This is a genomic window from Zeaxanthinibacter enoshimensis, assembly GCF_004362865.1.
Lineage (GTDB): Bacteria > Bacteroidota > Bacteroidia > Flavobacteriales > Flavobacteriaceae > Zeaxanthinibacter > Zeaxanthinibacter enoshimensis.
On sequence record NZ_SNYI01000002.1, the window covers coordinates 861580 to 886799 of the forward strand.

The 25220-nt window shown below is 47.6% G+C and carries 19 protein-coding genes; 7 read left to right on the forward strand and 12 right to left on the reverse strand.

Annotated features, from left to right (window positions below; all coding sequences use genetic code 11):
* From CLV82_RS09945 to CLV82_RS14725, 6 genes are all read right to left on the reverse strand, one after another.
* Complete coding sequence (locus tag CLV82_RS09945; protein ID WP_133644149.1) at window positions 1-2841, reverse strand: gluzincin family metallopeptidase; 2841 nt, start codon at window positions 2839-2841, stop codon at window positions 1-3.
* 6 nt (window positions 2842-2847) lie between these two features.
* The gene (locus CLV82_RS09950; protein ID WP_133644150.1) at window positions 2848-3534 is read right to left on the reverse strand and encodes an LOG family protein; all 687 of its coding nucleotides are present in this window, start codon (window positions 3532-3534) and stop codon (window positions 2848-2850) included.
* 51 nt (window positions 3535-3585) lie between these two features.
* Window positions 3586-6444: an excinuclease ABC subunit UvrA gene (uvrA, locus tag CLV82_RS09955; protein WP_133644151.1), complete on the reverse strand. Its 2859-nt coding sequence runs from the start codon at window positions 6442-6444 to the stop codon at window positions 3586-3588.
* Between the two features lie 98 nt (window positions 6445-6542).
* Window positions 6543-7334, reverse strand: coding sequence for a TIGR03915 family putative DNA repair protein (locus CLV82_RS09960; protein WP_133644152.1), 792 nt, complete (start codon window positions 7332-7334; stop codon window positions 6543-6545).
* Between the two features lie 2 nt (window positions 7335-7336).
* Window positions 7337-8599 (reverse strand): putative DNA modification/repair radical SAM protein, encoded by a 1263-nt coding sequence (locus CLV82_RS09965; RefSeq protein WP_133644153.1) that lies wholly within the window; start codon window positions 8597-8599, stop codon window positions 7337-7339.
* Window positions 8600-8620: 21 nt separating this feature from the next.
* Window positions 8621-8782 (reverse strand): hypothetical protein, encoded by a 162-nt coding sequence (locus tag CLV82_RS14725; RefSeq protein WP_166636701.1) that lies wholly within the window; start codon window positions 8780-8782, stop codon window positions 8621-8623.
* A gap of 172 nt (window positions 8783-8954) precedes the next feature.
* On the opposite strand from CLV82_RS14725, the gene CLV82_RS09970 reads away from it, so the two are divergent.
* Window positions 8955-9710 (forward strand): XRE family transcriptional regulator, encoded by a 756-nt coding sequence (locus CLV82_RS09970; RefSeq protein WP_133644154.1) that lies wholly within the window; start codon window positions 8955-8957, stop codon window positions 9708-9710.
* 23 nt (window positions 9711-9733) lie between these two features.
* Here the strand turns inward: CLV82_RS09970 and ggt are convergent, their stop codons facing one another.
* Both ggt and CLV82_RS09980 read right to left on the reverse strand, forming a co-directional pair.
* Window positions 9734-11416 carry a gamma-glutamyltransferase gene (gene ggt / locus CLV82_RS09975; RefSeq protein WP_133644155.1) on the reverse strand — a complete coding sequence of 561 codons (1683 nt, stop codon included), beginning with the start codon at window positions 11414-11416 and terminating at the stop codon, window positions 9734-9736.
* Window positions 11404-11997, reverse strand: coding sequence for an acyl carrier protein phosphodiesterase (locus CLV82_RS09980; protein WP_133644156.1), 594 nt, complete (start codon window positions 11995-11997; stop codon window positions 11404-11406). The genes ggt and CLV82_RS09980 overlap by 13 nt, the downstream gene beginning before the upstream one ends.
* An 88-nt stretch (window positions 11998-12085) precedes the next feature.
* Here CLV82_RS09980 and glmM point away from each other — a divergent pair, with 88 nt between their 5' ends.
* Window positions 12086-13480 carry a phosphoglucosamine mutase gene (gene glmM / locus CLV82_RS09985; protein ID WP_133644157.1) on the forward strand — a complete coding sequence of 465 codons (1395 nt, stop codon included), beginning with the start codon at window positions 12086-12088 and terminating at the stop codon, window positions 13478-13480.
* 73 nt (window positions 13481-13553) lie between these two features.
* Here glmM and CLV82_RS09990 read toward each other — a convergent pair whose 3' ends face one another.
* The gene (locus CLV82_RS09990; protein ID WP_243744187.1) at window positions 13554-14453 is read right to left on the reverse strand and encodes a lysophospholipid acyltransferase family protein; all 900 of its coding nucleotides are present in this window, start codon (window positions 14451-14453) and stop codon (window positions 13554-13556) included.
* Between the two features lie 36 nt (window positions 14454-14489).
* Between CLV82_RS09990 and CLV82_RS09995 the strand changes: the two genes are divergently transcribed.
* Window positions 14490-15140: a rhomboid family intramembrane serine protease gene (locus tag CLV82_RS09995; RefSeq protein WP_133644517.1), complete on the forward strand. Its 651-nt coding sequence runs from the start codon at window positions 14490-14492 to the stop codon at window positions 15138-15140.
* A gap of 145 nt (window positions 15141-15285) precedes the next feature.
* Window positions 15286-16914 (forward strand): LVIVD repeat-containing protein, encoded by a 1629-nt coding sequence (locus CLV82_RS10000; RefSeq protein WP_133644158.1) that lies wholly within the window; start codon window positions 15286-15288, stop codon window positions 16912-16914.
* A 71-nt stretch (window positions 16915-16985) separates the two neighbouring features.
* On the opposite strand, the gene CLV82_RS10005 is transcribed toward CLV82_RS10000, so the two are convergent.
* Complete coding sequence (locus CLV82_RS10005) at window positions 16986-18092, reverse strand: TlpA disulfide reductase family protein (RefSeq protein ID WP_133644159.1); 1107 nt, start codon at window positions 18090-18092, stop codon at window positions 16986-16988.
* A 103-nt stretch (window positions 18093-18195) separates the two neighbouring features.
* Entirely contained in the window at window positions 18196-18681 is a 486-nt protein-coding gene (locus CLV82_RS10010) for a hypothetical protein (RefSeq protein ID WP_133644160.1), read from the reverse strand.
* A gap of 94 nt (window positions 18682-18775) precedes the next feature.
* Between CLV82_RS10010 and CLV82_RS10015 the strand changes: the two genes are divergently transcribed.
* On the forward strand, window positions 18776-21685 hold the full coding sequence (locus CLV82_RS10015) for an FAD-binding and (Fe-S)-binding domain-containing protein (protein WP_133644161.1): 2910 nt from the start codon (window positions 18776-18778) through the stop codon (window positions 21683-21685).
* Here CLV82_RS10015 and CLV82_RS10020 read toward each other — a convergent pair.
* A complete protein-coding gene (locus tag CLV82_RS10020) occupies window positions 21677-22525 on the reverse strand; it encodes a metallophosphoesterase family protein (RefSeq protein ID WP_133644162.1) in 849 nt (282 codons plus the stop codon). The two genes, CLV82_RS10015 and CLV82_RS10020, sit on opposite strands and share 9 nt — an antisense overlap.
* 228 nt (window positions 22526-22753) lie before the next feature.
* On the opposite strand from CLV82_RS10020, the gene aroC reads away from it, so the two are divergent.
* Entirely contained in the window at window positions 22754-23818 is a 1065-nt protein-coding gene (gene aroC, locus CLV82_RS10025; RefSeq protein ID WP_133644163.1) for a chorismate synthase, read from the forward strand.
* Window positions 23819-23882: 64 nt separating this feature from the next.
* Window positions 23883-25208: a dicarboxylate/amino acid:cation symporter gene (locus CLV82_RS10030; protein ID WP_133644164.1), complete on the forward strand. Its 1326-nt coding sequence runs from the start codon at window positions 23883-23885 to the stop codon at window positions 25206-25208.
* Window positions 25209-25220 lie beyond the last annotated feature (12 nt).

The following is a 25220-nucleotide window of genomic DNA, read 5'->3' on the forward strand; positions in this document are numbered from 1 at the left end:
TCAGAACCATTGCCTTGTGAAAAGCCCTGTAAGGGTCCTCGGACTTAAGGTTACGATAAAACGAATCTTCTGATCGTAATTGGGCTGTCCCAGTTCCCAACCCAGGCTGGAATACACCGGGAAATACAACTCGAAGTAATCAGTGACAAGGTTCAGCCGGATGCCCGAATCATATACAAATCGTGCTCTTTCACTTTTATTCTTTAGGAAACCTGCATCGCCATAAACCTCTATCCACCGCCAAAGGTTAAAACTTGCGTTAGTAGTAGCCATCCAGTCGTTTGCAAACGGGTCAGGAATTTTAGATTTGAACCCTCCTTCGGCTATAATGATCTGTTGGCTGGTAATCCCGGACTCTTCTGACCTACCCAGGTAATTCAGGTCAAAGAGATAATCCGTCGGCCGGTCCAGGGCAAAACTGAAAAAGTCAGAGTTTGTCGAATTGGACAGGAATTTACCCGCGAAAAAACGAAGGTTCAGCTGCCTGTTACTGATAAACAGTTTCCGGTATTCCATGTCGAGGGCCAGCTTGGTAAAGTTGTTCTCGTACTGGAAATCGGCAAACCAGGAGAAGTAATCGATAATACCATTATTACTGTGGATAAACCTGGCATTCAAAACACTGTAATCCGGTTCGGTTTCCAGGTCACCCAGGGAAGGATCAATGGTCCGGAATACATTTACATGACGCAGCAGTAAGGATTGTCGTTTATTGGATCGCAGGTTATCCGGCCTCCATCCCAGGGAAAAGGAGGGGGTCAGGGTAGAGTAGCGCGAATTCTCCTGGAAATGGAAAGTAGAACCTCCCAAACTGAAATTACTCACATACAAACCGCTCTTTGCGTGGTAGTTCCTGAGGTTAAACCGGCCGTAGCCCACCATGGTCCGCTCTCTCAGGGCATAAGTTGGTGCAAAGTCGAATATGAAGGGCCGTTCGATAAGAGTCTTATTTGTGATCCGGATTCCCGGGGACACACCGTCATAAATGTTGAAATTGGCGACAGGCATATAAAAGATCTGCCGGTAATACGGGTCTTCAGCATCTTTCAGGAATTGAAATTTTAATTTCTTATTGCTGGATAAAAAACCGTTCAGAGATTTCCAGTTATCTCTTTGATTGAATTCAGGGATCACCTGGTCATAGTTCAGTACCAGCCTGTCTTCTTTACCTCTAGGCAGTGTTACCTCTTTCTCGGAATCAAAGCCCTTTACCCAGTATTTAGAGATGACCGAATCATTTTGTAACCCGAAAATCGAGATCGGGACCTTAGTGCCGGTTTTGTTTTTCAGGGTGACATGCAGGGAGTCTTCTGTTTTCTCAACTTTTCTGATCTTAAAATCGATCCTTTTATTGGAAGAGACATAATCTTCGAAGAACCAGTTAATGTCCTTATTCGCATTTTCTTCGAGCACCCTCTTAAAATCACCGGCAGTTACCGGTGCCAGGCGATAATTCTCGTAGAATTCCCTGATACTTTTATCTACTCGGTCTTTTCCTACGTATTCAGCCAGGTAGGCCAGGCCCAGTCCGGCCTTATACGTATTCACAATTTTCTGGTTGAATTTGATCAGGGAATCATTGGGCGTCGTAAGGGGTTGATCCAGGTTCTTACGGGCCATCAACATATAGAAAAGCGAGTATTGATCATTAAAATCCAGTTGAGCCAATGTGAAGCTCCTCAGACCCCAGATATCGGATAACTTTCCTAATAATTTCTGTTCCGGGTAGAATTCTTCCACAAACTGGATCATGAGGTAATTGACCATAGCATCACTTACCCAATTCTCGTAACGGGGATCCAGGAAGACCGTTTCCCGCATGTAACTGCGTAAGGCAGTTTTCAGGAATTTCAATTCAAACTGGAACTGTTCGTTGTAAGGCCTGATAAAAGACGGCAGCATATTGAGACCGTACAGCGGGTTCTTATCAAAGTCTATCTCAGAGACTAGCAGTTGCTCATAGGGGAACTTACCCAGGTTATCATCGATAAAACGGGTAATCCGGTTGATGGAAAGTCCCTGTGAAAGTTCATCGTATTTATTGGCCTGTATATCGGTCACGACGATAAGTTCAGGAGTGACATGCTTCTGGAAACGCTTCTGATGGTTTAAAATAATATCACAACTCTTACGGTTGATGCCCTTCAGGGAGGCATATTGTTTTCCCGGCAGCCTTGTAATACTGACTTCGTTGAAATTAGTACCCAGGTGGAGGGAGTCAGGGAAGACAAAGTTGAGATAAGTATCTGTTACATCGGTATACAGGTCTTCCAGGTTCTTGTTACTGTACAGGTGCCATGTGCTGTCATATACCACGGGGGTCAGGTACCAGTCTTTGAGGTAATAGCCTCCTCGACTGTTATAACCGTAGGGTGTGTATTTGTTCGGTGGCAGCTGAACCTTGTAAGTAAAGAATATTTTGGCCGAATTACCGGGTGCCAGGGGTTTGTTAAGTGCCACCCGGATCATATCCTTCCCTGGTAAATGTTTAAAGGATATAGCTCGGTATTCATCATCTACGACCCCGAGAATTTCCGTATATCCCCGCTCATCGTCGGGGGCAAGGTGCAGACTTTTCTTAAAATCCTCCGCGAACCTTTCAGCAAGGGCTGTTTTTTTGTCAGAATAAGCATTAGCCCAATCGTTGAAATACACGAACTGCAGGGTATCCCTGGAGTCATTAAGATAAACGAATTCCTGCTGGATATCCAGCTGTTTGGTCTCCGCATCCAGCGTAGCGGTTATTATATTATTGTGCTGAGCCCTTGCCTGCTGGGTAAGACCTGCACATAAGAGGGTAAGCAATAAAATATAAAGGGCATTAAATCGGAGTGAGACCATGAACCGTTAGAAGTTTGGACTAAGGGTATGCCCTTTGTAGAAGGCATCAATAACATCGACGACTTCTTCTGCGGTATCTGCAAGGTGAATCAGGTCCAGGTCGGTAGGGGAGATGTTCCCAACTTCCAGCATGGTATTCTTGATCCAATCCAGCAGACCTTGCCAGAATTCCGTTCCGACGAGTATGATCGGGAACTTCCCGATCTTATTGGTCTGGATGAGGGTAATTGCTTCGAACAGTTCATCCAGGGTGCCAAATCCCCCGGGCATAACTACGAACCCCTGGGAATATTTTACGAACATAACCTTGCGCACAAAGAAATAATCAAAATCCAGGCTCTTATCACTGTCTATGTAGGGATTGTCGTGCTGCTCAAACGGAAGATCAATATTCAGACCAACAGAAGTGCCCCCGGCCTGGTGTGCACCGCGGTTACCGGCCTCCATGATCCCAGGGCCACCCCCGGTTATGATCCCGTAACCGGCCTCAGCCACTTTTTGGGCAATCTCTATGGCAAGCTGGTAATACTTGGCATCTTCTTTGGTCCTGGCTGAACCAAAAATGGAAACGCAGGGCCCTATGGCACTCATCTTTTCGAATCCATTTACAAATTCTCCCATGATCTTGAAGATCGCCCAGGAATCATTTGTTTTTATCTCATTCCATCCTTTAGAATGTTGTTCTTTTCTCATTGGTAATAGTCTGTATATGGTTATCGCCGTGTCCGATCCTTCCCTGCGGGACTACCGGTCTACGGATTGAGGTATTTCTGCTTTAAGTTCCTCTTTTAAGAACTTCGCTGTATGACTTTTAGTATGTTGTGCTACTTGTTCCGGGGTACCCGTGGCAACGACCTGCCCACCGTCACGCCCGCCTTCGTAGCCAATATCAATAATATGGTCTGCCATCTTAATAACGTCCATGTTATGTTCGATGACCAAGATAGTGTTTCCTTTATCAACCAGCTTATTTAATACGCCCATCAGTACCCGGATATCTTCAAAATGAAGCCCGGTCGTTGGCTCGTCAAGGATATAAAACGTGTTACCCGTGTCTCTCTTGGAAAGTTCAGTAGCCAGTTTTACCCGTTGTGCTTCTCCCCCCGAAAGGGTTGTAGACTGCTGACCGAGCGAGATATAGCCCAGGCCCACATCCTGGATGGTCTTTAATTTCCGGTAGATTTTTGGAATTTTCTCGAAGAAATCAACCGCCTCGTTAATGGTCATCTCCAGTACATCCGAAATAGACTTTCCCTTGTAGCGGATCTCCAGGGTTTCCCTGTTAAAACGTTTCCCGTTACAGGTTTCGCATTCAACATAAACATCCGGCAGGAAATTCATTTCTATTACCCGCATACCGCCTCCCTGGCAGGTTTCGCAGCGCCCGCCTTTTACGTTAAAACTGAAACGACCGGGTTTATAGCCCCGTATGGCTGCCTCCGGGGTCTTTGCAAAGAGTGACCGGATCTCGCTGAAAACCCCTGTATAGGTAGCCGGGTTAGACCTGGGGGTGCGCCCAATGGGCGACTGGTTGATATCGATCACCTTGTCTATATGTTCCAGGCCGTGGATCGCCTTGTATGGCATGGGTTTTTTTACCCCGTTAAAATAATGGGCATTCATAATAGGGTAGAGGGTCTCGTTGACAAGGGTGGATTTTCCGCTACCCGAGACACCAGTAACCCCGATCAGGGTACCCAGGGGGAATTCGACCGTGATGTTCTTCAGGTTATTCCCGGTACATCCTTCTAATTTTATCTTTTTCCCATTCCCTTTTCTTCTTTCTGTTGGAACAGGGATCTCGCGGGTGCCGGACATGTATTCCGCGGTAAGGGTGTGCTGATGTTCTAATTCTGAAGGAGGGCCCTGGGAGATGATCTCCCCCCCGTGTCTCCCGGCAAACGGACCTATATCTATCACGTGGTCCGCGCTCAGGATCATATCCTTATCATGTTCTACCACGATCACGGAATTCCCCAGGTCTCTTAAAGATTCCAGGGAATTGATCAGCCTCTGGTTATCACGCTGGTGCAGCCCTATACTGGGCTCATCCAGGATATACAAGACCCCTACCAACTGTGAACCGATTTGGGTAGCCAGCCGGATACGCTGTGCTTCACCCCCCGAGAGAGATTTGGAGCTCCGGTTAAGGGAAAGGTAATTCAAACCTACATCGAGCAGGAATTGTACCCTGGTACTGATCTCTTTAATGATCTCGCTGGCAATGATCTTTTGATTTCCTTCCAGGGAATGGTCCAGGTTATTGAAGAATTCGGCCAATTCCCCAATATCCATATGAGCTAGGTCCGCAATGCTTTTTCCTGACACCCTGAAATTCAAAGCTTCCTTCTTTAACCGACTTCCATCGCAGGTAGGGCAAGCCACCTTATCCATATAATCCTTGGCCCACCGCCGGATGGCTTTACTGTCATTACTTTCAAACTGGCTGTGAATAAAGTTGGCGATCCCCTCGTAGTCAATATGGTACTGGCGCTTTACGCCCAGGGTCTTGGAGGTGTAGTCAAATTTTTCATTCCCGCCATTCATGATCACATCCATGGCCTCAGCTGGAATTTTCTCTATCGGATCTGTAAGTTCAAATCCGTAACGGGTACCGATGGTTTCAAGCTGCCGGAAAGCCCATGATTTTTTGTATTCCCCCAGGGGAGCCAAACCACCGGCCTTGATGGATAATTTGGGATTAGGGATGATCTTTTTGCGGTTAACTTCGTAAACATGTCCCAGGCCGTTGCACCGGGGGCACATACCTTTAGGAGAGTTAAAAGAAAAGGTATTGGGTTCCGGGTTGGGATAAGAGATACCAGTTGTAGGACACATCAGGTCCCGGCTGAAGTAGCGGGGGTCATCTGTCCCTTCTTCCAGTACCATCATCACGTTATCCCCGTGGTACATAGCGGTCGGAATCGTTTCTGCCAGCCTTTTGCGGAAATCCTCGGTATCGGAAACTTTTAAGCGGTCTATTATGATCTCTATATCGTGCGTCTTGTAACGGTCTACCTTCATCCCTTTGACCAGGTCACGGATCTCGCCGTCTACGCGAACTTTTACAAAACCCTGCTTCGCTATCTGTTCAAATAATTCACGGTAATGTCCTTTCCGCGAGCGGATAACCGGGGCGAGGATATTGATCTTTTTACCCTCATAGGAAGACATGATCAACTGCCCGATCTGTTCATCGCTGTAGCTCACCATCTTTTCTCCTGTATTATAGCTGTAGGCATCCGCAGCCCTGGCGTATAATAACCTCAGGAAATCGTAAACCTCGGTAATAGTACCCACTGTAGAACGGGGTGATTTGGAAGTGGTCTTCTGTTCAATGGCAATGACAGGGGAGAGTCCGTCTATCTTATCTACGTCCGGGCGTTCCAGGCCCCCGAGGAATTGCCGCGCATAGGCGGAAAAGGTCTCGATGTACCTGCGTTGTCCTTCTGCATAAATGGTGTCGAATGCCAAGGAAGACTTTCCACTCCCGCTGAGCCCTGTAATTACAACCAATTGTTCCCTGGGGATGGTGACATCAATATTCTTAAGATTGTGTACCCGTGCACCCTTTACTTCTATGTTCTCTTCGTATCTTATCATTAACAATCAGCCAAACCGCTAAAATACAATAATCAGCCGTAAAACGGAAGCAGCTTTCATTCTGCGAGCTGTTAATGTCAGGTTAAGATTTACAGGGATCAGGCACCCGGGAGTGCCTGCAATGGTTTCTTTTCACTCAGGTATTTCCAGTACCTGCGCGGCACATGTTGTTCATGTAATTTCTTATTTATCCTGGAGCGGATATTCGTCTTTTGAAAGTAAGTTCCCCATAATTCTTGGTAAGATGCCTCGCTTTCGTGAAACTCGTCTCCCAACTGCAGGGTATTGGTAAATGACTTTGGAAGATCCATGTTGATCAGGCTAATGCAGGATCCATCGTAATGCAGGCCATAATTTCGTTTCAAATCATAGATGATCCATTCCTGGTCTGCATAGCGGGACCTGAAATGCCTGGAGATAAGGGGTAATACATTGAAATCAGGTTCGATGTTGGCAAAATAGATCCCATCTGCCGTCAGTTGGAACCGGACAAAAGCCTCCATACGGTGTTTTTCCCTGCCAACTTTCCGGGCCAGTTGTTCTATTCGGAGGACCATCTCGTTCCCAAGGTCAGAACGTACTGCCCGGACTTCGGAAAAGATCCGGCGGATATAGCTGAGCAGCAAGCGCTCTATTCCCTCCTGTTCACTCAGGAAAGCAAAGTAGATCTCCTTTATGGCCTGCCCACTTTTCTTCCTTATCCCGTGCCATACCCGTTGCGCCAGGGCAGTATCGGTCACAACGTGCACCGCGTCCGAGAATAAGCCGTGTTGTCCTTTATCGGCCCTCTGGATATCCACGGTGGCAATTTTATCACTGTAGGTTTTGAAAACAGCGGTCAGAAAACCGTTAAAACTTCCGTCGTAAAGTAGAATAGTGGCTTGTTCCATAATTAATTGAATAAACTGAGTTGATTAGCGTGAAGATGTCTGTATTTACTCCTGGATTGATGGAGGATAAGCTCTTTCAGGTTTCCGGCTTCGCGGTCCCGGTGATAAACATCCGGGGAGGCACAGGTGATGAAATATTTGGCCCTGTTCAGCGCCAGCTGGAATCGCGACAAATGATCCCAGGTAAGGGCGCGGTGTTTTCGCGCCTTGAGTATGGTATGAACACCTTTGATCCCGATTCCCGGAACCCTGGCAAGCAACTGTTTATCTGCAGTATTCACATTAACCGGGAACAAATGCATGTTCCGCAATGCCCAGCTCAATTTAGGGTCAATGTCCGTATCGAGGAAAGGTTTTTGTTCGTCCAGCAGTTCTTTGACAGAAAAACCATAGAATCGCAACAGCCAGTCTGCCTGGTACAACCGATTCTCCCGTACCAGGGGAACCTGTGAACCCAACGCCGGCAAGCGATCATCCGAGGCTACGGGAATATAGCCGGAATAGTATACCCTCTTCATCCCGTAATTCCGGTAATAATGCGTGGCGCTGTACATGATGTCCCGGTCGGATTCACCCGTGGCCCCCACGATCATCTGGGTACTTTGGCCGGCAGGAGCATATTTGGGAGTATGGCGGTTTACCTTCAATTCATCTTTATAACGGATGATTTCATTCTTCACCTTGTTCATAGGCTGGGTAAAATCCTCGTGCCGCTTGTCGGGGGCGAGTAACTTTAGACCGGAGATCGTTGGGATCTCTATATTCACTGATAACCGATCGGCATAGAGGCCTGCCTCGTACATAAGCTCATCGCTGGCGCCGGGGATGGATTTTAAATGGATGTACCCATTAAAATTTTCCTCGACCCGCAGCTTGCGCGCCACCGCGATAAGGCGTTCCATAGTATGGTCCGCACTTTTAAAGATTCCGGAACTGAGAAAGAGACCTTCTATATAGTTCCGCCTGTAAAAATTGATGGTAAGATCTACAACCTCCTGTATCTTGAAAGCCGCACGGGGTATATCATTACTCTTTCTCGTAACGCAGTAGGCGCAGTCAAAGATGCAATGGTTAGTGAGTAATATCTTTAAAAGGGAAACACACCGGCCGTCTTCCGTATAACTGTGGCAAATGCCCATCCCGGTACTGTTACCCAGGCCCCCGGAGTTATTTTTCCTGTTGCTCCCACTGCTGGCGCAAGAAACGTCGTATTTAGCGGCGTCTGCCAGGATGCTTAATTTTTCTCGAATTCTGTTGTAATCCATAGTAAGTTCGGGATAGAAATATTAATCAAACAGATTTAACTGGATCCCCGCCAAAACAGCTGTGGCACGTACCCTAGAAGTATTTGCTTTACTGCGTGTCCTTCTTTTCTTTATTCCGGGAAGGGGAACCTGATCTTCCATTCCTTTCAAGGCCCAATCGGTTAATTTTTCCTGTAAAATCATAGCGCTTGTTTTTGTAATCATTCCAAAATTATGGAAATATTCCTAATATTGGAAATAATCCAAATTAAATTTTGGAAATAATCCAAATTTTGTATTTTTGAGGAGTACGCCGGGAAGGTTAATGAGGGATTTTCCTGATTTCCTGAGGGCGTTGTCTGAAAAAGAACAGTTTATGGACCAGGAGTTAACCATTAAGAGATTTACGGAAGTACGGAGAGAGCTGGGGTATACCCAGGCAGAATTTGCTCAGTTGTTGGGCATATCCAGTACCACCGCAGATATTGAACGGGGCAGGACAAAGCTCTCCGGGAAAGTGGTGGCAGAGCTTCTGAAAACTTTTAAGATCAACCCCCTTTGGCTATACGGGGAGAGCGAACAGCAGTACCTTGAAACGGCCAACGTGAATGTGATTCCCAAAGTAGTTACCGTGGATTCTTTCGATCGGGATAATATGGTCCTGGTCAACGCCAAAGCAGCGGCAGGATACCCCCAGAATATACAGGATACGAGCTGGTACCAGCAGTTACCTGCCTTTGACCTTCCCTTACCGGAGTTCAGGAATGCGACTTACCGGGGTTTCCAGGTAGAGGGAGACAGTATGCTGCCCAACCTCAGGCCAGGGGAGTGGGTGCTGGCCAAAGCTGTTGAAAGTCTCGAGGATGTATCCCCGAATAAAATGTACGTTGTGGTGCTGCAGGATGCAGTACTGGTCAAGAAAATAGAGCGTCCCCCGAACAGCAGGAGAGTTATGTTGATCTCGCTGAACGAGACCTATCCCCCTTACGAGGTAGAGCCCCAACAGATCCAGGAGCTCTGGCAGGTGAGCAGTAAAATAACTTTTGGCCTGGATGCCACCACAGAAAAAGGTTTACTGAAACAATTACAGGAATCCATGGACGATCTGAAACGTCAGCTCGGTAAGTCCTGATACTATTGGTTACAGCGCTACGCTTAGTATCCTACCGCTGTATCATCCCCCCTCGGGTCGGCTCCTCCTTCCAGGCGACCGTCTTCTAATACTTTAATGGCATCCACCTTTCCGATTACAGGGGTACGCCCCTGGTTAATATGGTATCCTTTAGCTTCCAGTTCTTTTATCAGTTCCTCTGAAAAAGCCTCGGGTTCAAAGACGATCTCATCTGGAAGCCATTGGTGATGAAATCTCGGGGCATTTACTGCTTCCTGCATACTGAGATTAAATTCCTGCACGTTCAGGATGGTCTGTGCCACCGCGGTTATGATGGTAGACCCTCCCGGGGTTCCTACCACCATCCAGAGTTTGCCGTTCTTTTCCACTATGGTCGGGGTCATGCTACTCAACATTCGCTTCCCTGCTGCTATACTGTTTGCTTCGGCACCGATCAGCCCGAACATATTAGGTACCCCCGCCTTGGCACTGAAATCGTCCATCTCGTTGTTCAGGAAGAAGCCGAGTTCATCACAATACAGTTTGGAACCGTAAGCCCCGTTCAGGGTGGTGGTTACAGATACGGCATTTCCTTCAGCATCTACAATAGAGTAATGGGTGGTTTCCATACTCTCTGCCATCTGAACCTGGCCTTCCCTGATAGCCTCGGAAGGAGTAGCCTTTTTAAAACTGAAATCCGACATCCGTTCTTTAAGGTAGCTTTCGCTTAAAAGGTAATCCAAGGGGATCTCAACAAAATCAGGATCGCCCAGGTAATAGTTCCGGTCAGCATAGGCTCTCCGGAAAGCTTCGGTTAACAGTTGTATGGACTCAGCACTATTGTGCCCAAATTTGGACAAGTTATATGGTGCGATCATCCTGAAGATCTGGTTCATGGTTACCCCGCCACTGCTTGGGGGGCTCATAGAGATGATACGCAGGTCCTCGTATTCAAAAATAACGGGTTGCCGCCATTTGGCCTCGTAAGCTGCCAGGTCTTCTGTAGTAATATATCCCCCGCGCGACTGTATAAATTCGGCCAGGGTCCTGGCTATGTCACCTTTGTAAAATGCATCCCGGCCCTTGGTGGAGATCTGGGTAAGGGTTTCTGCCAGGGCAGGGTACTTTAGGCTGTCCCCGGCTTTGCACTGAGTATAAAACAAGGTGCTGTCCCCGCTGACCTCCAGGATCTCATCCCTGTATTTATCTAAGCGTTCCGCCTGCTTTTCAGTTACTACCACCCCCTTGCGGGCAAGCGCTATAACCGGTGCAAAGATCTCTTCGATGGGAAGGGATCCGAATTGCTGATGCACTTCAAATACCCCGGCTACAGTTCCTGGGACCCCTACAGCGGTAGCGCCGACCCGACTTTTCCCGGGAATAACATTTCCTACGGAATCCAGGTACATATCCTTGGTGGCGGACAAGGGAGCCATTTCCCGGTAATCCAGGGCCCCGACGTCCCCATCAGCTTTCCGGTAGACCATAAAACCACCACCCCCCAGATTTCCGGCAAAAGGGTAGGCAACGGCAAGGGCCATTTCCGTAGCTACCATGGCATCAAATGCATTACCACCTTTCTGAAGGATCTCCACACCAATGCGTGAAGCCTCTTCCCTCGCGGATACCACCATGGCCTTTTCAGCCACAAAACCAGTTGGTTCTGCCTCTTTCCGGGCACATGAAATAATCAGGAGTAAAGGGATCAGGTAAATTAGTCGTCGCATAGTCTCAGGTATTTAGCTTTGGCAAAAGATATAACTTCTTCAAAAAATAAAGTGAATTCGTGCTCAAAAGAACCGTAATGTTCCTGCAGGTCATCCACGGCAAAATTCATCCTGCTGCGGTTCTGGGTTCGCCGGTTCATCCCGTTCAGCACCCTGGATATGCCATCGATGGATGCGTAGCTTACCAGCCAATTATCCGTTACCAGGTAAGGCATCATTCGCTGCACCCCCTCCGGCAGTATCTCGAAATTAGATTCGAGCAGATCATAAAACCGATCCGTGTATATGGGTAGTGGTGTGTTGGAGTAGTGCTGCCAGTTCTTCGCGAGGAAATGGTCGTAAAATATATCGACGATCACCCGGCTGTAATGACTGTAATTCTTATGAAGTCTTTTGCTGCTGCGCCTCGCGATGGGATGTGCATCGGTAAACGTATCAATGGCCCGGTGCAGTAATATTCCTTTTTGTATACGGTCAGGGTAGTGTTTAAACTTGTTGCCCCGGATACTGTCTGCTATAAAATTCCCGATGGTGATCTCGTCATCTTCAAATGAAAGGTAGATATGCGCAAGGAAATTCATGGGCCAGGGCTTTGGATTTCGAATTTACAAATTCACAACACAGCATCCTCATAAGAGATGTATATTTGCCAAAAAGTAAGAAATACATATGACACTGATCAAATCCATATCCGGGATACGAGGCACCATCGGAGGTCGCCCTAATGAGAACCTGACACCTGTAGACACCGTAAAATTTGCAGCCGCCTACGGGCGATGGTTGCAGAAGCACACCGGCCGGATGGCCTTAAAAGTGGTGATAGGCCGTGATGCAAGGATCTCGGGAGAAATGATCCAGAACCTGGTGGTCTCAACCCTGGTAGGTTTGGGCATGGATGTGATAGATCTTGGATTATCTACCACTCCTACCGTGGAGATCGCCGTCCCCCTGGAGAAAGCAGACGGGGGTATTATCCTTACTGCCAGCCATAACCCCAAACAATGGAATGCCTTAAAACTGTTGAACAGTAAAGGGGAATTTCTAAATGCTGAACAGGGTGCCGCGATCCTGGATATTGCCGAGCGCGAAGACTTCAGTTTTGCCACGGTGGATTCCCTTGGATCCGTAGTTAATAATGATGCCTATTTTGATATCCATATTGATGAAGTACTGGACCTGGAACTGGTTGATGCCGAGGTGATCAGGGAGAAGAAATTCAAAGTAGTGGTAGACGGGGTTAACTCGTCCGGTGGTATCGCTATCCCTATGCTGCTTGAAGCACTCGGGGTAGAAGTAGTCAAATTGTATTGCGATCCTACCGGGCAGTTTCCACATAACCCCGAACCTCTTAAGGAGCACCTGGGGGATATCTGTAAACTGGTAGTGGAAGAAAAGGCTGATTTCGGGATCGTAGTGGATCCGGACGTGGACCGACTGGCATTTATCAGTAATGACGGGGAAATGTTCGGGGAGGAATATACCCTGGTCGCCTGTGCCGATTACGTACTTAGCAAGACAAAAGGAGATACGGTCTCTAACCTTTCTTCTTCGAGAGCTCTCAGGGATATTACCGAAAAGCACGGGGGCCAATACCATGCCGCAGCAGTAGGGGAGGTAAACGTAGTGGAAAAGATGAAAGAGGTGAAGGCCGTTATCGGCGGTGAAGGGAACGGCGGTATAATTTACCCGGACAGCCATTACGGTAGGGATGCCCTCGTAGGTACTGCCTTATTCCTGATGCTGCTGTCAGAGAGAGGTGGAACAGTGGCCGACCTGCGCGCTTCTTACCCTGCCTATTATATGAGTAAGAAAAAAATTGAACTCACCCCGGATCTTGACGTCGACAGCCTGTTAGAAGCGATGGCGGATAAATACAGCAAGGAAGATATATCTACTATTGACGGGGTTAAGATCGATCTTGCAGAGAGCTGGGTGCATCTGCGCAAATCAAATACAGAACCTATCATCCGGATCTATACAGAAGCAAAAAGCCAACAGGAGGCTGATGCGCTAGGAGATAGGATCATGGAGGAAATCAGGGAGACAGCGGGTATAAAGTCCTGATCGAACTTTTTTTTATAAAAATATAGCCCCGGGATTCCGGGGTTTTTTATTGGTTAAGGAGAAGCTGAAAGAATCAGTTTTCAGCTGGTTTCCGGTGTTTCCATCGCCGGTGGGTCCACAGGTAGTAAGCGGGTGCGGTACGGATGCGTTCCTCGGTCATCTGCATAAAAGTATCCGTGATCTCATGTTCGCCTGTTGCCTTGCTGTTCAGGGTGATCGGGACAAGCTCAAAGGTGTAGTATCCTCTTTTTACTTTGGTAATACGGGCAAAATAAACTGCCAGGTCCAATTTTCGCGCAAGATCTTCAGGCCCGGTGAAGATAGGGACATAGTGCCCCATAAAATTACTCCAGTACTTGGCCCGGTGCTTTTGCGGCGACTGGTCTGCCACGATTCCATATAGGGAACGGATTCCTTCCTTTTCATTCTTTACTATGGTTCTTACGGTTTCCTTCTGGTGGATAGGTTCTGCACCCCACTTGGAACGAATATCGCGGACGAGTTTATCAAAATATGGGTTGTTGATTTTCTGGTAAACGGCATAACCCTTAGATTTTATCACCCTGTTAAGGATCACGCTCCATTCCCAGTTACCGTAATGTGCGGTAAGAACCAGGGTGCTTTTATGTTTCTCAGACTCCAGCAGGGTCTCCAGGTTAAGGATTCGGTAATGTTTCTCCAGGGTTGCCTGGCTGAAATTCATGGTCCGGGTCATTTCCAGGAACATATCGCACATATGCTTGTAGAACTCCTTCCTGATACGCAGCAGCTCTTCTTCCTCTTTCTCCGGGAAACAGAGCCTTAGATTGTTCAGGACTACCTTTTTACGGTATCCCACCAGGTGGTATACCAGTATATAAACGATATCAGATACGGTGTAGAACAGCCGGTCCGGAAGTATTGAAAGTAACCACAGAAAAGGGTAGGTGAGGATGTAGGTCAGTAGTTGCATGCGGTATTTTACTGTGGGCAAATATACTTATATTTGGCCCTAAAATACGCCCTGCCTATGAATATTGCCCTGGTAACCCTAGCTGTGATCGCAGCCAACGCCTTAGTATCTATCAAGGGGTTCAATGATATCAGTTTTTTTGAGCGGTATAAGTTCGGGATCGGGCAGATCCAGGCAGGACAAAAGGAACGGATGATCACTTCGGGATTCTTGCATGTGGACATAGCCCACCTCTTCCTGAATATGTTCACCTTGTTTTTCTTCGCCGATGTGGTCGTGACCTGGTTCGGGTCCATTAAATTTCTCCTGCTCTATTTTGTAAGCCTGCTGGCCGGAAGTCTACTGGCCCTGTACTTCCACAGGAACGAGTATTATTACAGTGCGGTAGGTGCGAGTGGAGCGGTCACGGGGGTGTTGTATTCGGCTATTCTCTTGCAGCCCAATGATCCCCTGTATTTTATATTTCTGCCCACCGTTGGAATTCCCGCATATATACTGGGTGTCGGGTACTTACTTTATTCCATTTACGGGATGAAGAAAAGGGTAGGGAACATCGGTCATACCGCTCATTTCGGCGGTGCTGTCGGAGGTTACCTGACCACATTGATCTTTAAACCGGATCTGCTGGTTACGGATACCTGGATGGTTCTACTACTGGCGATCCCTATAGCCCTGCTGTTCATCCTGCAGAAAATGGGGAAACTTTAGGGGTGTTTTCTTGCCCTGTTGCCCTGAAATTTCAGCAACATCCTGTGCCTGTTGCAGTTTTACACCTCAAAAAAACAAGTAAAGGCAAGAAATAGGATTCTGATTCGTTAATGTAAAGCCCAACATTAACAAAAAAGACCTATTTATGTTTAAAAAGTCCCCCCTGCTGGCCGTCTCAGTATTACTATTGGCTTCAGCTTGTTCTGACCAGACCACAGTATACCAGGATAACCTTACAGATAATGTTATCACTGAAAGCGATGCTGCCGTTTTACAACCCAGTGTATCTTTCGAGGTCTCGGGAGTACTGGATATTTACGAGGATGACGCCCCGGGAAATGCCGGGAAAGGAGCCACGGATACCGCGGGAAATTACCCCCTGAGCCTGGTAGCCCAGGTGAGTCCGCCAAACAATCTCCTGAAAGCTTCCCATGTTGACGTGGAGGGAGATTTCGCCTACGTATCCTACAATGTTGTCGATGAAGCCTATTCGGGGGCAATTGAGATCATCAACATCTCGAATCCACATGATCCCAGGGTCACTTCCAGGCTTATCTACAGTAGTGCAGATATTAATGCGCTGCAATATTATAATGGAAATGTATATGCCGTCGGGGGAGTAGATGCCCTGATCTCCGACGCGGCTCCAAGTAATTCCTTTATCGCGAAGATCCCCGTGAGCGGCGGTGTCTTTTCAAATCTAAGCGGCATCATCTACGGGTTCCAGCAAGGATTTACAGCAAATGATGTCTTTATTCATGGTGACCAGGTACTGGTGACCAGCGGAAAAGATGGTTCGCTTACGGTATACCGCCAACAAGACCTTAGACTGGAGGAAGAATTCCTTTACCCTGATCTCAGGTCCATATCAGTAAAAAATGAACAAATAGCCTTATTAGACGCCGGCCAAGGAGTTAAGATCCTGGATAAAAAATATAAGATTGACAGGGAGATTGATATTACCACCGACTTCGGCGAGTCTACCAAGAAAACCCTGAAATTTCACGATGACCGGATCATGGTCTCGGAGGCAAGTAAGGGAACTGGGGTTTATTCGTTTAATGATGGTGCCCTTCTGGAGTACATTCCTATCCTGGTAGACCCGGAAGGAGTAAACCCGGGAGACCAGGTGACCAACGCGGTAGACACAAATGACGGGCTGTTGATGATGGCCAACGGTGGTGCCGGGCTAAGCCTTACCGAAATTGAGAATGGTGAGTCTAAAGTAGTAGGCGTAGTAGAGCTGAAAGGTTCTATAAATTACGTGGCATCTAAAGGTGACTATATATTCGCAGCTTCGGGTTCAGAAGGGTTACAGATCATCAAAATGAACAGGCCTGCTGAAACCCTGGTAGAGCGCTGTTCGGGTCTTTCGGAATATACCGGGAGTGATAAATTTAACGTGGATACAGGGGAAACAGTAGCCTTTAGCGGCGCTAAGAGACTGAATCATATAGTGAACAAAGGAGCCTTATTATTATGTGGATCCTGGAGTGTTCGAAACAATATCAGTATAGAGGCTGATGCGCTGATGGAATTAAATGGTATGTTGATCGTAGCCAGGAATAATAACAGAAAGAATCTCACGCTGAAAAAAGGAGCTACCTTAAAAATTGAAGGGGAACTAATTTTATACGGAGATCTGAATTTAGATGAGGGCGCTACTCTGGAGTTCCTTGGAGACTCATCTGTAGTAAGCATCTTTGGCAATGTAAATATAGATCCAGGTGCTACAGTTAAAGGAAATTTTGAGGATATCCGGGGGAAATTCTAAATCCTAGTCTAAAGCTGTAAATTAAAAAGCCCGGTATCTACCGGGCTTTTTTTTGCTAGGGACTTCCTGTCTTACTGCAGAAGCTCTGCAATTTTCTGATCCAAGGCATCACCCCGGAGATTCTTCGCAACGATCACCCCGTTCTCATCGAGAATAAAAGTTGCAGGAATCGCATTGACGCTGTACAATTGCGCGATTTCGTCAAAGTAGTTCACATTGGAAACGTGGTCCCAGGTCAGTCCGTCATCCTCGATCGCTTTTTTCCAGTCTTCGGCTTTCCTGTCCAGGGAGACTCCAAGGATGTTCAGACCCTGGTCCTTGTATTTGTTGTAGATCCTTACCACGTTTGGATTCTCGGCCCGGCAAGGCTTACACCATGCGGCCCAGAAATCAATGATGGTCACCTTTCCCATAGCATCAGCCAGGGCAAGCTCTTCCCCTGTCGGGGTAGGAGCAGAGAAATTTGGAGCCTTGGCTCCTATAGAGGTATTCGCACTTTTCTCCAGTTTCTCCTTGATTCGCAGACCAACGCGGGTATTCTTTATTTCATCGGTGAGAGCCTCGTACATTTTCTTAGCCTTGTTATCGGCCAGGGAACCGGTTGTCAGACCCTTTTCAATGATCAGGGCAGAGATAAGGGAATTAGGATTCTTTTCGGCAAATGAGATCTCAAAGTTCTTGGCTTCTTCCTGTAGTTCAAAATATTCTTCCCGCAGCGAATTCATGACCACTGTATCTCGTTTTGCCGTAGCAGCCCTCATGTCCTCGTTCATAGACATGGCTTTACGGGACAATGCACGGGAAGCATCCAGGAAGTCGCTGAACAGATCGTTCTGAAGTGTTCCTTCTACCTCGGCGAAGGGCAGGCTGTCTTTCTGGGCTTCTACCTCTATCTCTCCCTTTTCGATGATCACCGGGATGTTTCCCCGGATGTTATCAATGAATACATAGTGTAATTCAGGTTCTCCGGCTTTTCCTTTAAAGCTGAAATTCCCATCCTTTACCAGGGCGGTATCTACATCTACAGGTTGGTTCTGCTCATTGGTCTTTTTCAAAAAAACCATGGTCCCGTCTTCCACATCGCCTTCCAGCTCACCTTTGATGGTAAAACCGTCTGGTTCACTATTACAACCCACAAGGGCCAGGACACTTAACAAAACTAGGGTGTATTTCTTCATTTCTTTATTTTAAGATGGCCAAATATAGCTAACTGGTATCGAATAAAAAAAGTCCTTAACAAGAGCTTATGTTAAGGACTTCTAAGGATTTTATTGTAATTGATCAGAACTGGTAACGGATACCAAGGGCGATGTCGAAATCAAAATTGTCGCTGAAATCATCATAACCGACAATTCCGATTTCCGGCCTGAAATCCAGGGACAGCATCAGTGGAATATCAAAATCGTATTCCACACCAATGTTCCCGGCTCCAAACAGGAACAGACCATCATCAAAATCATTGTTTGCGAAATCAACATTTCCCAAACCACCACCTAGGCCGTAGAACCAGTTAAAATTTCCGTCAAGCGGGCGTACCCATTGATGTACCGCCGCCAGTTTAAAAGCATCGTAATTCCTGCTGTCTCTCCATCCCAGGTCCAGTTCAAGGCGTGTATCGGTGCTCAGGGCGTTCTGGTAAGAGATTTCAGCTCCGAATCCGTCGCTGTCTCCCAGTCGAAGACCGAGAGCATGCTCGGACAGAGATTGTGCGCTGATCGCGCAACTTGCAAATAAAAACAGAAGGGTTAATGGTTTCATTATTTTCATTGTGAATCATTTTTTTTAGTTAGACCAAATTTAGCTACTTGCTTCTGGTGTATCGTTAATAAAGACTTAATTTAGTGACCAAATTTAGTTTAAATTGAATAATAATTTGCTCAAAGCCTTAGGAGACTCCCTGGAAGGGACCCTGGACTATACAGACCTTGGCCGGAAACTATATGCCACCGATGCTTCGGTGTACAGGAAGACTCCACTTGCGGTCGCTTTTCCACGCACTAACGAGGATATTGTAAAATTGTTGCGTTTCGCTTCGGAACACCAGGTCGGGATTATTCCCCGGACTGCTGGAACTTCCCTGGCCGGGCAATGTGTGGGTGAGGGGATCGTAGTGGATGTGTCAAAACACTTTACCCGAATTCTGGAGCTTGATGTGGAAAAAAAACAGGTCCGGGTACAGCCCGGGGTGATCAGGGATGAATTAAATACCTACCTGGCCGAGTATGGCCTGTTCTTCGGTCCCAATACTTCTACCTCTAACCGCTGCATGATCGGTGGAATGGTGGGTAATAACAGCAGTGGAACAACCTCGATTCAATACGGGGTAACCCGGGATAAGGTGCTGGAATTAAAAACGGTTCTTCACGACGGGTCTACCGCTCTTTTCCACGAACTGAGCACAGAGGAATTCCTGCATAAGACCAAAGAGGACACTGTTGAAGGAAATATTTATAAGAACATTCATAAAGAACTGTCAAACAGTGAGATACAGAAAAATATTAATACTGAATTTCCTAAGAAAAGCATCCATAGGAGAAACACAGGGTATGCGGTTGATTCCCTGCTGGAAAGCGAGCTTTTCGGGGGAGAATCGCCGGGTATCAATCTCTGTTCATTACTGAGTGGGAGCGAAGGAACCCTGGCCTTTACCACGGAGATCACCCTGGCCCTGGACGATCTGCCTCCTGTTCATTCCGCCATGGTAGTGACTCATTATGAAACCCTCAAAACATGTCTTGCAGATGTCGCTCCTCTTATGCAGCATACATTGTACCTCTGCGAGATGATGGACAAGGTGATCCTGGACTGCACTAAGAATAACCGTGCCCAATTGGCAAACCGGTTCTTTGTGCAGGGCGATCCGGCAGCCTTACTGATGTTAGAAGTCCGGGCAGAAAGTGAGCAGCTCCTACAGGATAAAGTAACCTCATTACTAAAATCCATTACTGCTTCAGGAAACAGCTATGCCCATCCCGTATTGAGCGGGCCGGATATCAATAAAGCCATCGAACTCAGGAAGGCGGGGCTTGGACTCCTGGGGAATATGGTTGGAGACCGCAAGGCCGTGGCCTGTATAGAAGATACGGCGGTTGCCCTGGAAGACCTGTCCGGTTTTATTGCGGAATTCACCGGTATTATGGATTCTTATAACCAGCAGGCAGTGTATTATGCCCACGCCGGGGCAGGGGAACTGCACCTGAGACCTATACTGAACCTGAAAAAGAAGGAAGACGTAGTGCTCTTCCGCAAGATCACCACCGATGTGGCCAGGCTTACCAAAAAATATAAAGGTTCTTTCAGCGGGGAACATGGGGACGGGATCGTCCGGGCTGAATTTATTCCGCTGATGATAGGCGAAGCTAACTACGAACTGCTCAGAAGGGTGAAGTCGTATTTTGACCCAAAGGGTATCTTGAATCCGGGGAAGATCGTGGATGCTTACCCCATGGACGAATCTCTCAGGTATGAGGTAGGGAGACAAGAACTCGAGATCAGAACATTTATGGATTTCTCGGATAGCGAGGGCATACTTAAAGCTGCTGAAAAATGTAATGGCAGCGGGGACTGCCGGAAGACGCATCATTCCGCCGGAGCTATGTGCCCCAGTTACCATGCCACCCGCAACGAAAAAGATACTACCAGGGGCCGGGCGAATGTGCTCAGGGAAGTACTGACACATGAAGGGGATACCAACCGTTTTGACAACGCTACGCTGAAAGAAGCTATGGACCTTTGCCTTAGCTGTAAGGCGTGCGGTAGCGAGTGTCCGAGTAACGTTGATATGTCCAGCCTTAAATCAGAATTCCTGTACCAATACCAGAAAGCAAACGGCTTCAGTCTTAGAAGTCGGCTGTTCGCATATAACACCACGCTGAACCGGCTGGGTAGTAAATGGCCTAGACTGACCAACGCCATGTACAGCAGTAAAAGTTTCGGTGGAATTCTTAAAAAAATGACGGGAGTTGCTCCCGCCAGGAGCCTGCCAAAGGTTTCAAGTGTTGATTTTGATAAAGTATTAAAGTCATCTGTTAATAAAGAGGTTACGAATAAAAAGAAGGTGTTGCTTTATATTGATGAGTTCACCAGGTACCTGGATACCGACCTGGGCGAGGACGCCGTGGTGTTACTAACGACCCTGGGGTATGACGTAGATCTTTTTTACGGCGAAAGTGGGCGCACCTATATTTCCAAAGGCTTCCTGGAACAGGCCAAAAAACTTGCTGCTAAAAACATAGATGCTCTGTCCGGGAAGCTGGATGAAGATTGGGTGTTGATAGGACTCGAACCTTCTGCTATCCTCACCTTCAGGGATGAATACAAAAGGTTTGGGCTGAACCAGGAAATAGTAGATAAGATTGCTACAAGATCTTTGCTGATCGAGGAATTCCTGGCAGCAGAGATCAGGCTCGGGCATTTGTCCGGCGAAGCTTTTACGAAAGAAGCAAAGACCGTAAAACTACATGTGCACTGCCACCAGAAGGCCCTCTCTGACCAAAAAGTGAGTTTTGACCTGCTTAACCTGCCGGAGAATTATAAAGTGACTATAATTAATTCCGGCTGTTGTGGTATGGCGGGATCATTTGGGTACGAGGAAGAACATTATGACATCAGTATGGCGATAGGGGAGCTTCGGTTGTTTCCTGCTGTAAGGAAATCTGGTCCTGAGGTGCTTATCGCGGCTAACGGTACGAGCTGCAGACACCAGATCAAGGATGGGACAAGCAGGACTGCCCTACACCCGGTAAGTATTTTAAGAAACGCACTAGTGTAGAGTCTTTTTGCGCCTCTTACGTTTATTGCGTTTCCCGTGGGTGTCCAGGAGCGTTTCGATGTTGGTCAAATCCATGGATTTAAGCTCTTCATCTGCAAAGAAGACGCTGCATTTGTCGGCCTGGTACCTGTATATTTTCCACCTTTTAAAGGCGTATTCCAGCGCGGTCATTTCTCCCAGCCAGTCGCCCGAATTAAGATACTGTGTACTGCCGTACTCCATTTCCTGTACATATTTATCTGCCAGGCTGGTATAACCGCAAACTACTGCACCAAAACCCCGGGCGGCGGCACAGTGTAAGGCGTTAGTGCGGAACTGTTCCGGGCAGAATGAGGGGTTTTTCACTGGTAATTCCCCGGCTTTCTTCTTTATAAAAAAGCCTCCCAGGGAATTGGACAGTTTTTTCCATCTGGCAAACAGGGTATAACTATGCAGCCGGAAAGGTCTTAGCAAGGAAGAGGAGGTGGGTCCCATGTCAAAATGTTGCCCGTGTAGAAACCAGGTTTTGTTATGGTCCAGGTCCAGGACTAATTCCTTCCTGATCTGTATCGCGCCGACAGCGATACCCTCAAGTCTTTTCAGGTAGTGATCCGTTTCCCCGGCAAGAACATAAACCGCTGTTCCTTGTGCAGCTATGGTAACGATCTTCTTTACTACCTTCATCTGGACCTTCGGAAGTTCTTTAAGATTATTCGCATTCCCGGCGATCAATCCACCGTTAAGGATGAGGATCCCGGGCTTTATACTGCTGAGATAGGTCAGCAATTCCTGCGCTTTACACTCTTCGCTGCCCAGGTAAATATCTGATAGTACTACGACCTCTATCGTTCTCTTTCTCAAACCGGTAAAATTATGATGTGGTAAAATTATGCCAGGGATGAAAACGTTCCTAACCCGGCGTGTCATTTTTGTTTAAGGACAAGGTTATCTTTAGATTAAGCGGACTGTGGCTGTTGTTAAATGAATATTAAGGAGTTGCCGTTGCATTGGTTCGGGCTAAGCTTTATCTTTGATAGCTTAAACATGTTGGGAATACCCCCGGGTATTCCTATCAAAGCACAGTAAACTATGGCCGGAAATACTTACGGAACCCTGTTTAAATTAATGACCTTCGGAGAATCACATGGTCCTGCCATCGGAGGTATTCTGGAGGGGTGCCCGGCCGGGCTGACATTGAACTTAGAAGCCATACAAGGGGAGTTAGAGCGCAGGAAGCCCGGGCAATCGGCCATTGTAACCCAGCGTAAGGAACCGGATACGGTCGAATTCTTTTCTGGGATATTCGAGGGTAAGACCACCGGGACCCCGATCGGTTTTGCCATTCATAACACCAACCAGAAATCCAAAGATTACTCGCACATCAAGGACTCTTACCGCCCTTCCCATGCCGATAAGACCTATGACGACAAATACGGTTTCAGGGATTACCGCGGGGGTGGGCGAAGTTCTGCGAGGGAAACCGCGAGCAGGGTAGTAGCCGGCGCCATTGCTAAACAATTCCTTGCCCCGGTTCAAATACGGGCCTATGTTTCGCAGGTTGGTTCGCTTATCATGGATAAACCATACCAGGAACTGGATCTTTCCAAAACCGAATCGAACCCCGTGCGCTGCCCGGATCCTGAAATGGCCGGAAAAATGGAGGCTTATATCCGCGATGTAAGGAAAGAAGGAGATACGATCGGCGGAGTAGTCAGCTGTGTGATCCGGAACGTACCTAAAGGTCTTGGGGAACCTGTATTTGACAAGCTCCATGCGGAGCTAGGGAAAGCAATGCTGTCTATCAATGCCGTTAAGGGATTCGAGTACGGCAGCGGTTTTGCCGGGGTACAGATGAAAGGAAGTGAACACAATGATTCGTTCAGCCAGGATGGTACTACCAAGACCAATTACAGTGGGGGTATACAGGGAGGAATCAGTAACGGGGAAGATATCTACTTCAAAGTGGCTTTTAAACCGGTAGCCACGCTGATACAGTCTTATGAGACCATAGATAAAGAGGGTAATGCTGTTACCGTGCAAGGTAAAGGGAGACACGATCCCTGCGTGGTCCCGAGGGCAGTTCCTATTGTCGAGGCCATGGCCGCCCTGGTGTTGGCTGATTTTAGACTACGCAACGAGGGCGCTAAATTATAGCAGCTCAGTTTAGGGGGTTTGCCTGCAAAATGGTATCTTACCCGGCAAAATCAAATTTTATTTTATGAAGAAATTGGAATTGCACTGGCAGATCCTCATTGGGATGGTTGCCGGGGTACTCTTCGGGTTTGCCATGACTTATCCTGATTGGGGTGCCACGTTTGTACAGGATTGGATCAATCCACTGGGAACCATATTCGTAAAACTCCTGAAGCTGATCGCGATTCCGCTGATTCTTGCCTCCCTCATAAAAGGGATCTCTGACCTGAAAGATATTTCCCAGTTCCGGAATATCGGGGTCAGGACCATCATGATCTACATTTCTACCACCGTAGTGGCTATTACCATCGGGCTGCTGCTGGTAAACGTACTGCAGCCCGGGGAGGGTATCTCTCAGGATACTATTGCCCAGTTAACCGAAACCTATGCCGGTGATGAGCAGGTAACCTCTAAACTGGAAGAAGCCTCCAAGCAAAAGGAAAGCGGGCCATTGCAGTTCCTGGAAGATATGGTGCCCGACAACGCTTTCAATGCGCTGGGAGATAACAGCCTGATGTTACAGGTGATCTTTTTCACCATTTTCATGGGAATTTCCATGTTACTGATAGGGGAGGAAGCGGCAAAACCGCTTAAAAATGTCTTTGACTCCCTCAATGATGTAGTGCTGAAGATGGTAGACCTTATTATGCTTACCGCTCCCGTAGCGGTGTTTGCCCTGTTGGCCAACGTGGTGGTGACCTCGGGGGATCCGGATCTTTTACTTGCACTGCTAAAATATGCCGGTGTCGTTTTACTGGGTCTTCTCCTGATGATCGTTTTTTACAGCGTGGTGGTGGCTACTTTTACCCGCTACAACCCTCTGACCTTCCTCAGTAAGATAACCCCGGCACAACTGCTTGCCTTTTCTACCAGTTCCAGTGCGGCAACCCTGCCGGTAACCATGGAACGCGTGGAAGAGCACTTGGGAGTGGATAAAGATATTTCCAGTTTTGTACTCCCGGTAGGGGCCACCATCAATATGGATGGTACCAGTCTGTACCAGGGGGTTGCCGCTGTTTTTATATCCCAGGCACTGGGCTTTGACCTGACCTTCGGGAGCCAGCTGACCATTGTTCTGACCGCACTGCTGGCATCCATCGGATCGGCCGCGGTACCCGGCGCCGGTATGGTAATGCTGGTGATCGTCCTGGAGGCGATTGGTTTCCCGGCAGATAAACTGGCTATTGGACTTGCGCTCATTTTCGCTGTAGACCGCCCCCTGGACATGTGCAGGACAGTAGTGAACGTTACCGGCGATGCAACCGTATCCATGATGGTGGCCAAATCTCTCGGCAGGACCTTGCATCCGAAGGTCAAGAACTGGGATGATAACCTGGATGAAGTAAAATAGAAAAACTCGATG

Bases quoted from the DNA above. Each gene is read 5' to 3' on its own strand.
- CLV82_RS10000 (WP_133644158.1), top strand. From the start codon at position 15,286: ATGTTTAAAAAGTCCCCCCTGCTGGCCGTCTCAGTATTACTATTGGCT.
- CLV82_RS10005 (WP_133644159.1), bottom strand. From the start codon at position 18,092: ATGAAGAAATACACCCTAGTTTTGTTAAGTGTCCTGGCCCTTGTGGGT.
- CLV82_RS10030 (WP_133644164.1), top strand. From the start codon at position 23,883: ATGAAGAAATTGGAATTGCACTGGCAGATCCTCATTGGGATGGTTGCC.
- CLV82_RS09950 (WP_133644150.1), bottom strand. From the start codon at position 3,534: ATGAGAAAAGAACAACATTCTAAAGGATGGAATGAGATAAAAACAAAT.
- CLV82_RS10010 (WP_133644160.1), bottom strand. From the start codon at position 18,681: ATGAAAATAATGAAACCATTAACCCTTCTGTTTTTATTTGCAAGTTGC.
- uvrA (WP_133644151.1), bottom strand. From the start codon at position 6,444: ATGATAAGATACGAAGAGAACATAGAAGTAAAGGGTGCACGGGTACAC.
- CLV82_RS09995 (WP_133644517.1), top strand. From the start codon at position 14,490: ATGAATATTGCCCTGGTAACCCTAGCTGTGATCGCAGCCAACGCCTTA.
- CLV82_RS09970 (WP_133644154.1), top strand. From the start codon at position 8,955: ATGGACCAGGAGTTAACCATTAAGAGATTTACGGAAGTACGGAGAGAG.
- aroC (WP_133644163.1), top strand. From the start codon at position 22,754: ATGGCCGGAAATACTTACGGAACCCTGTTTAAATTAATGACCTTCGGA.
- CLV82_RS09980 (WP_133644156.1), bottom strand. From the start codon at position 11,997: ATGAATTTCCTTGCGCATATCTACCTTTCATTTGAAGATGACGAGATC.
- glmM (WP_133644157.1), top strand. From the start codon at position 12,086: ATGACACTGATCAAATCCATATCCGGGATACGAGGCACCATCGGAGGT.
- CLV82_RS09960 (WP_133644152.1), bottom strand. From the start codon at position 7,334: ATGGAACAAGCCACTATTCTACTTTACGACGGAAGTTTTAACGGTTTT.
- CLV82_RS09965 (WP_133644153.1), bottom strand. From the start codon at position 8,599: ATGGATTACAACAGAATTCGAGAAAAATTAAGCATCCTGGCAGACGCC.
- CLV82_RS14725 (WP_166636701.1), bottom strand. From the start codon at position 8,782: ATGATTTTACAGGAAAAATTAACCGATTGGGCCTTGAAAGGAATGGAA.
- ggt (WP_133644155.1), bottom strand. From the start codon at position 11,416: ATGCGACGACTAATTTACCTGATCCCTTTACTCCTGATTATTTCATGT.
- CLV82_RS09945 (WP_133644149.1), bottom strand. From the start codon at position 2,841: ATGGTCTCACTCCGATTTAATGCCCTTTATATTTTATTGCTTACCCTC.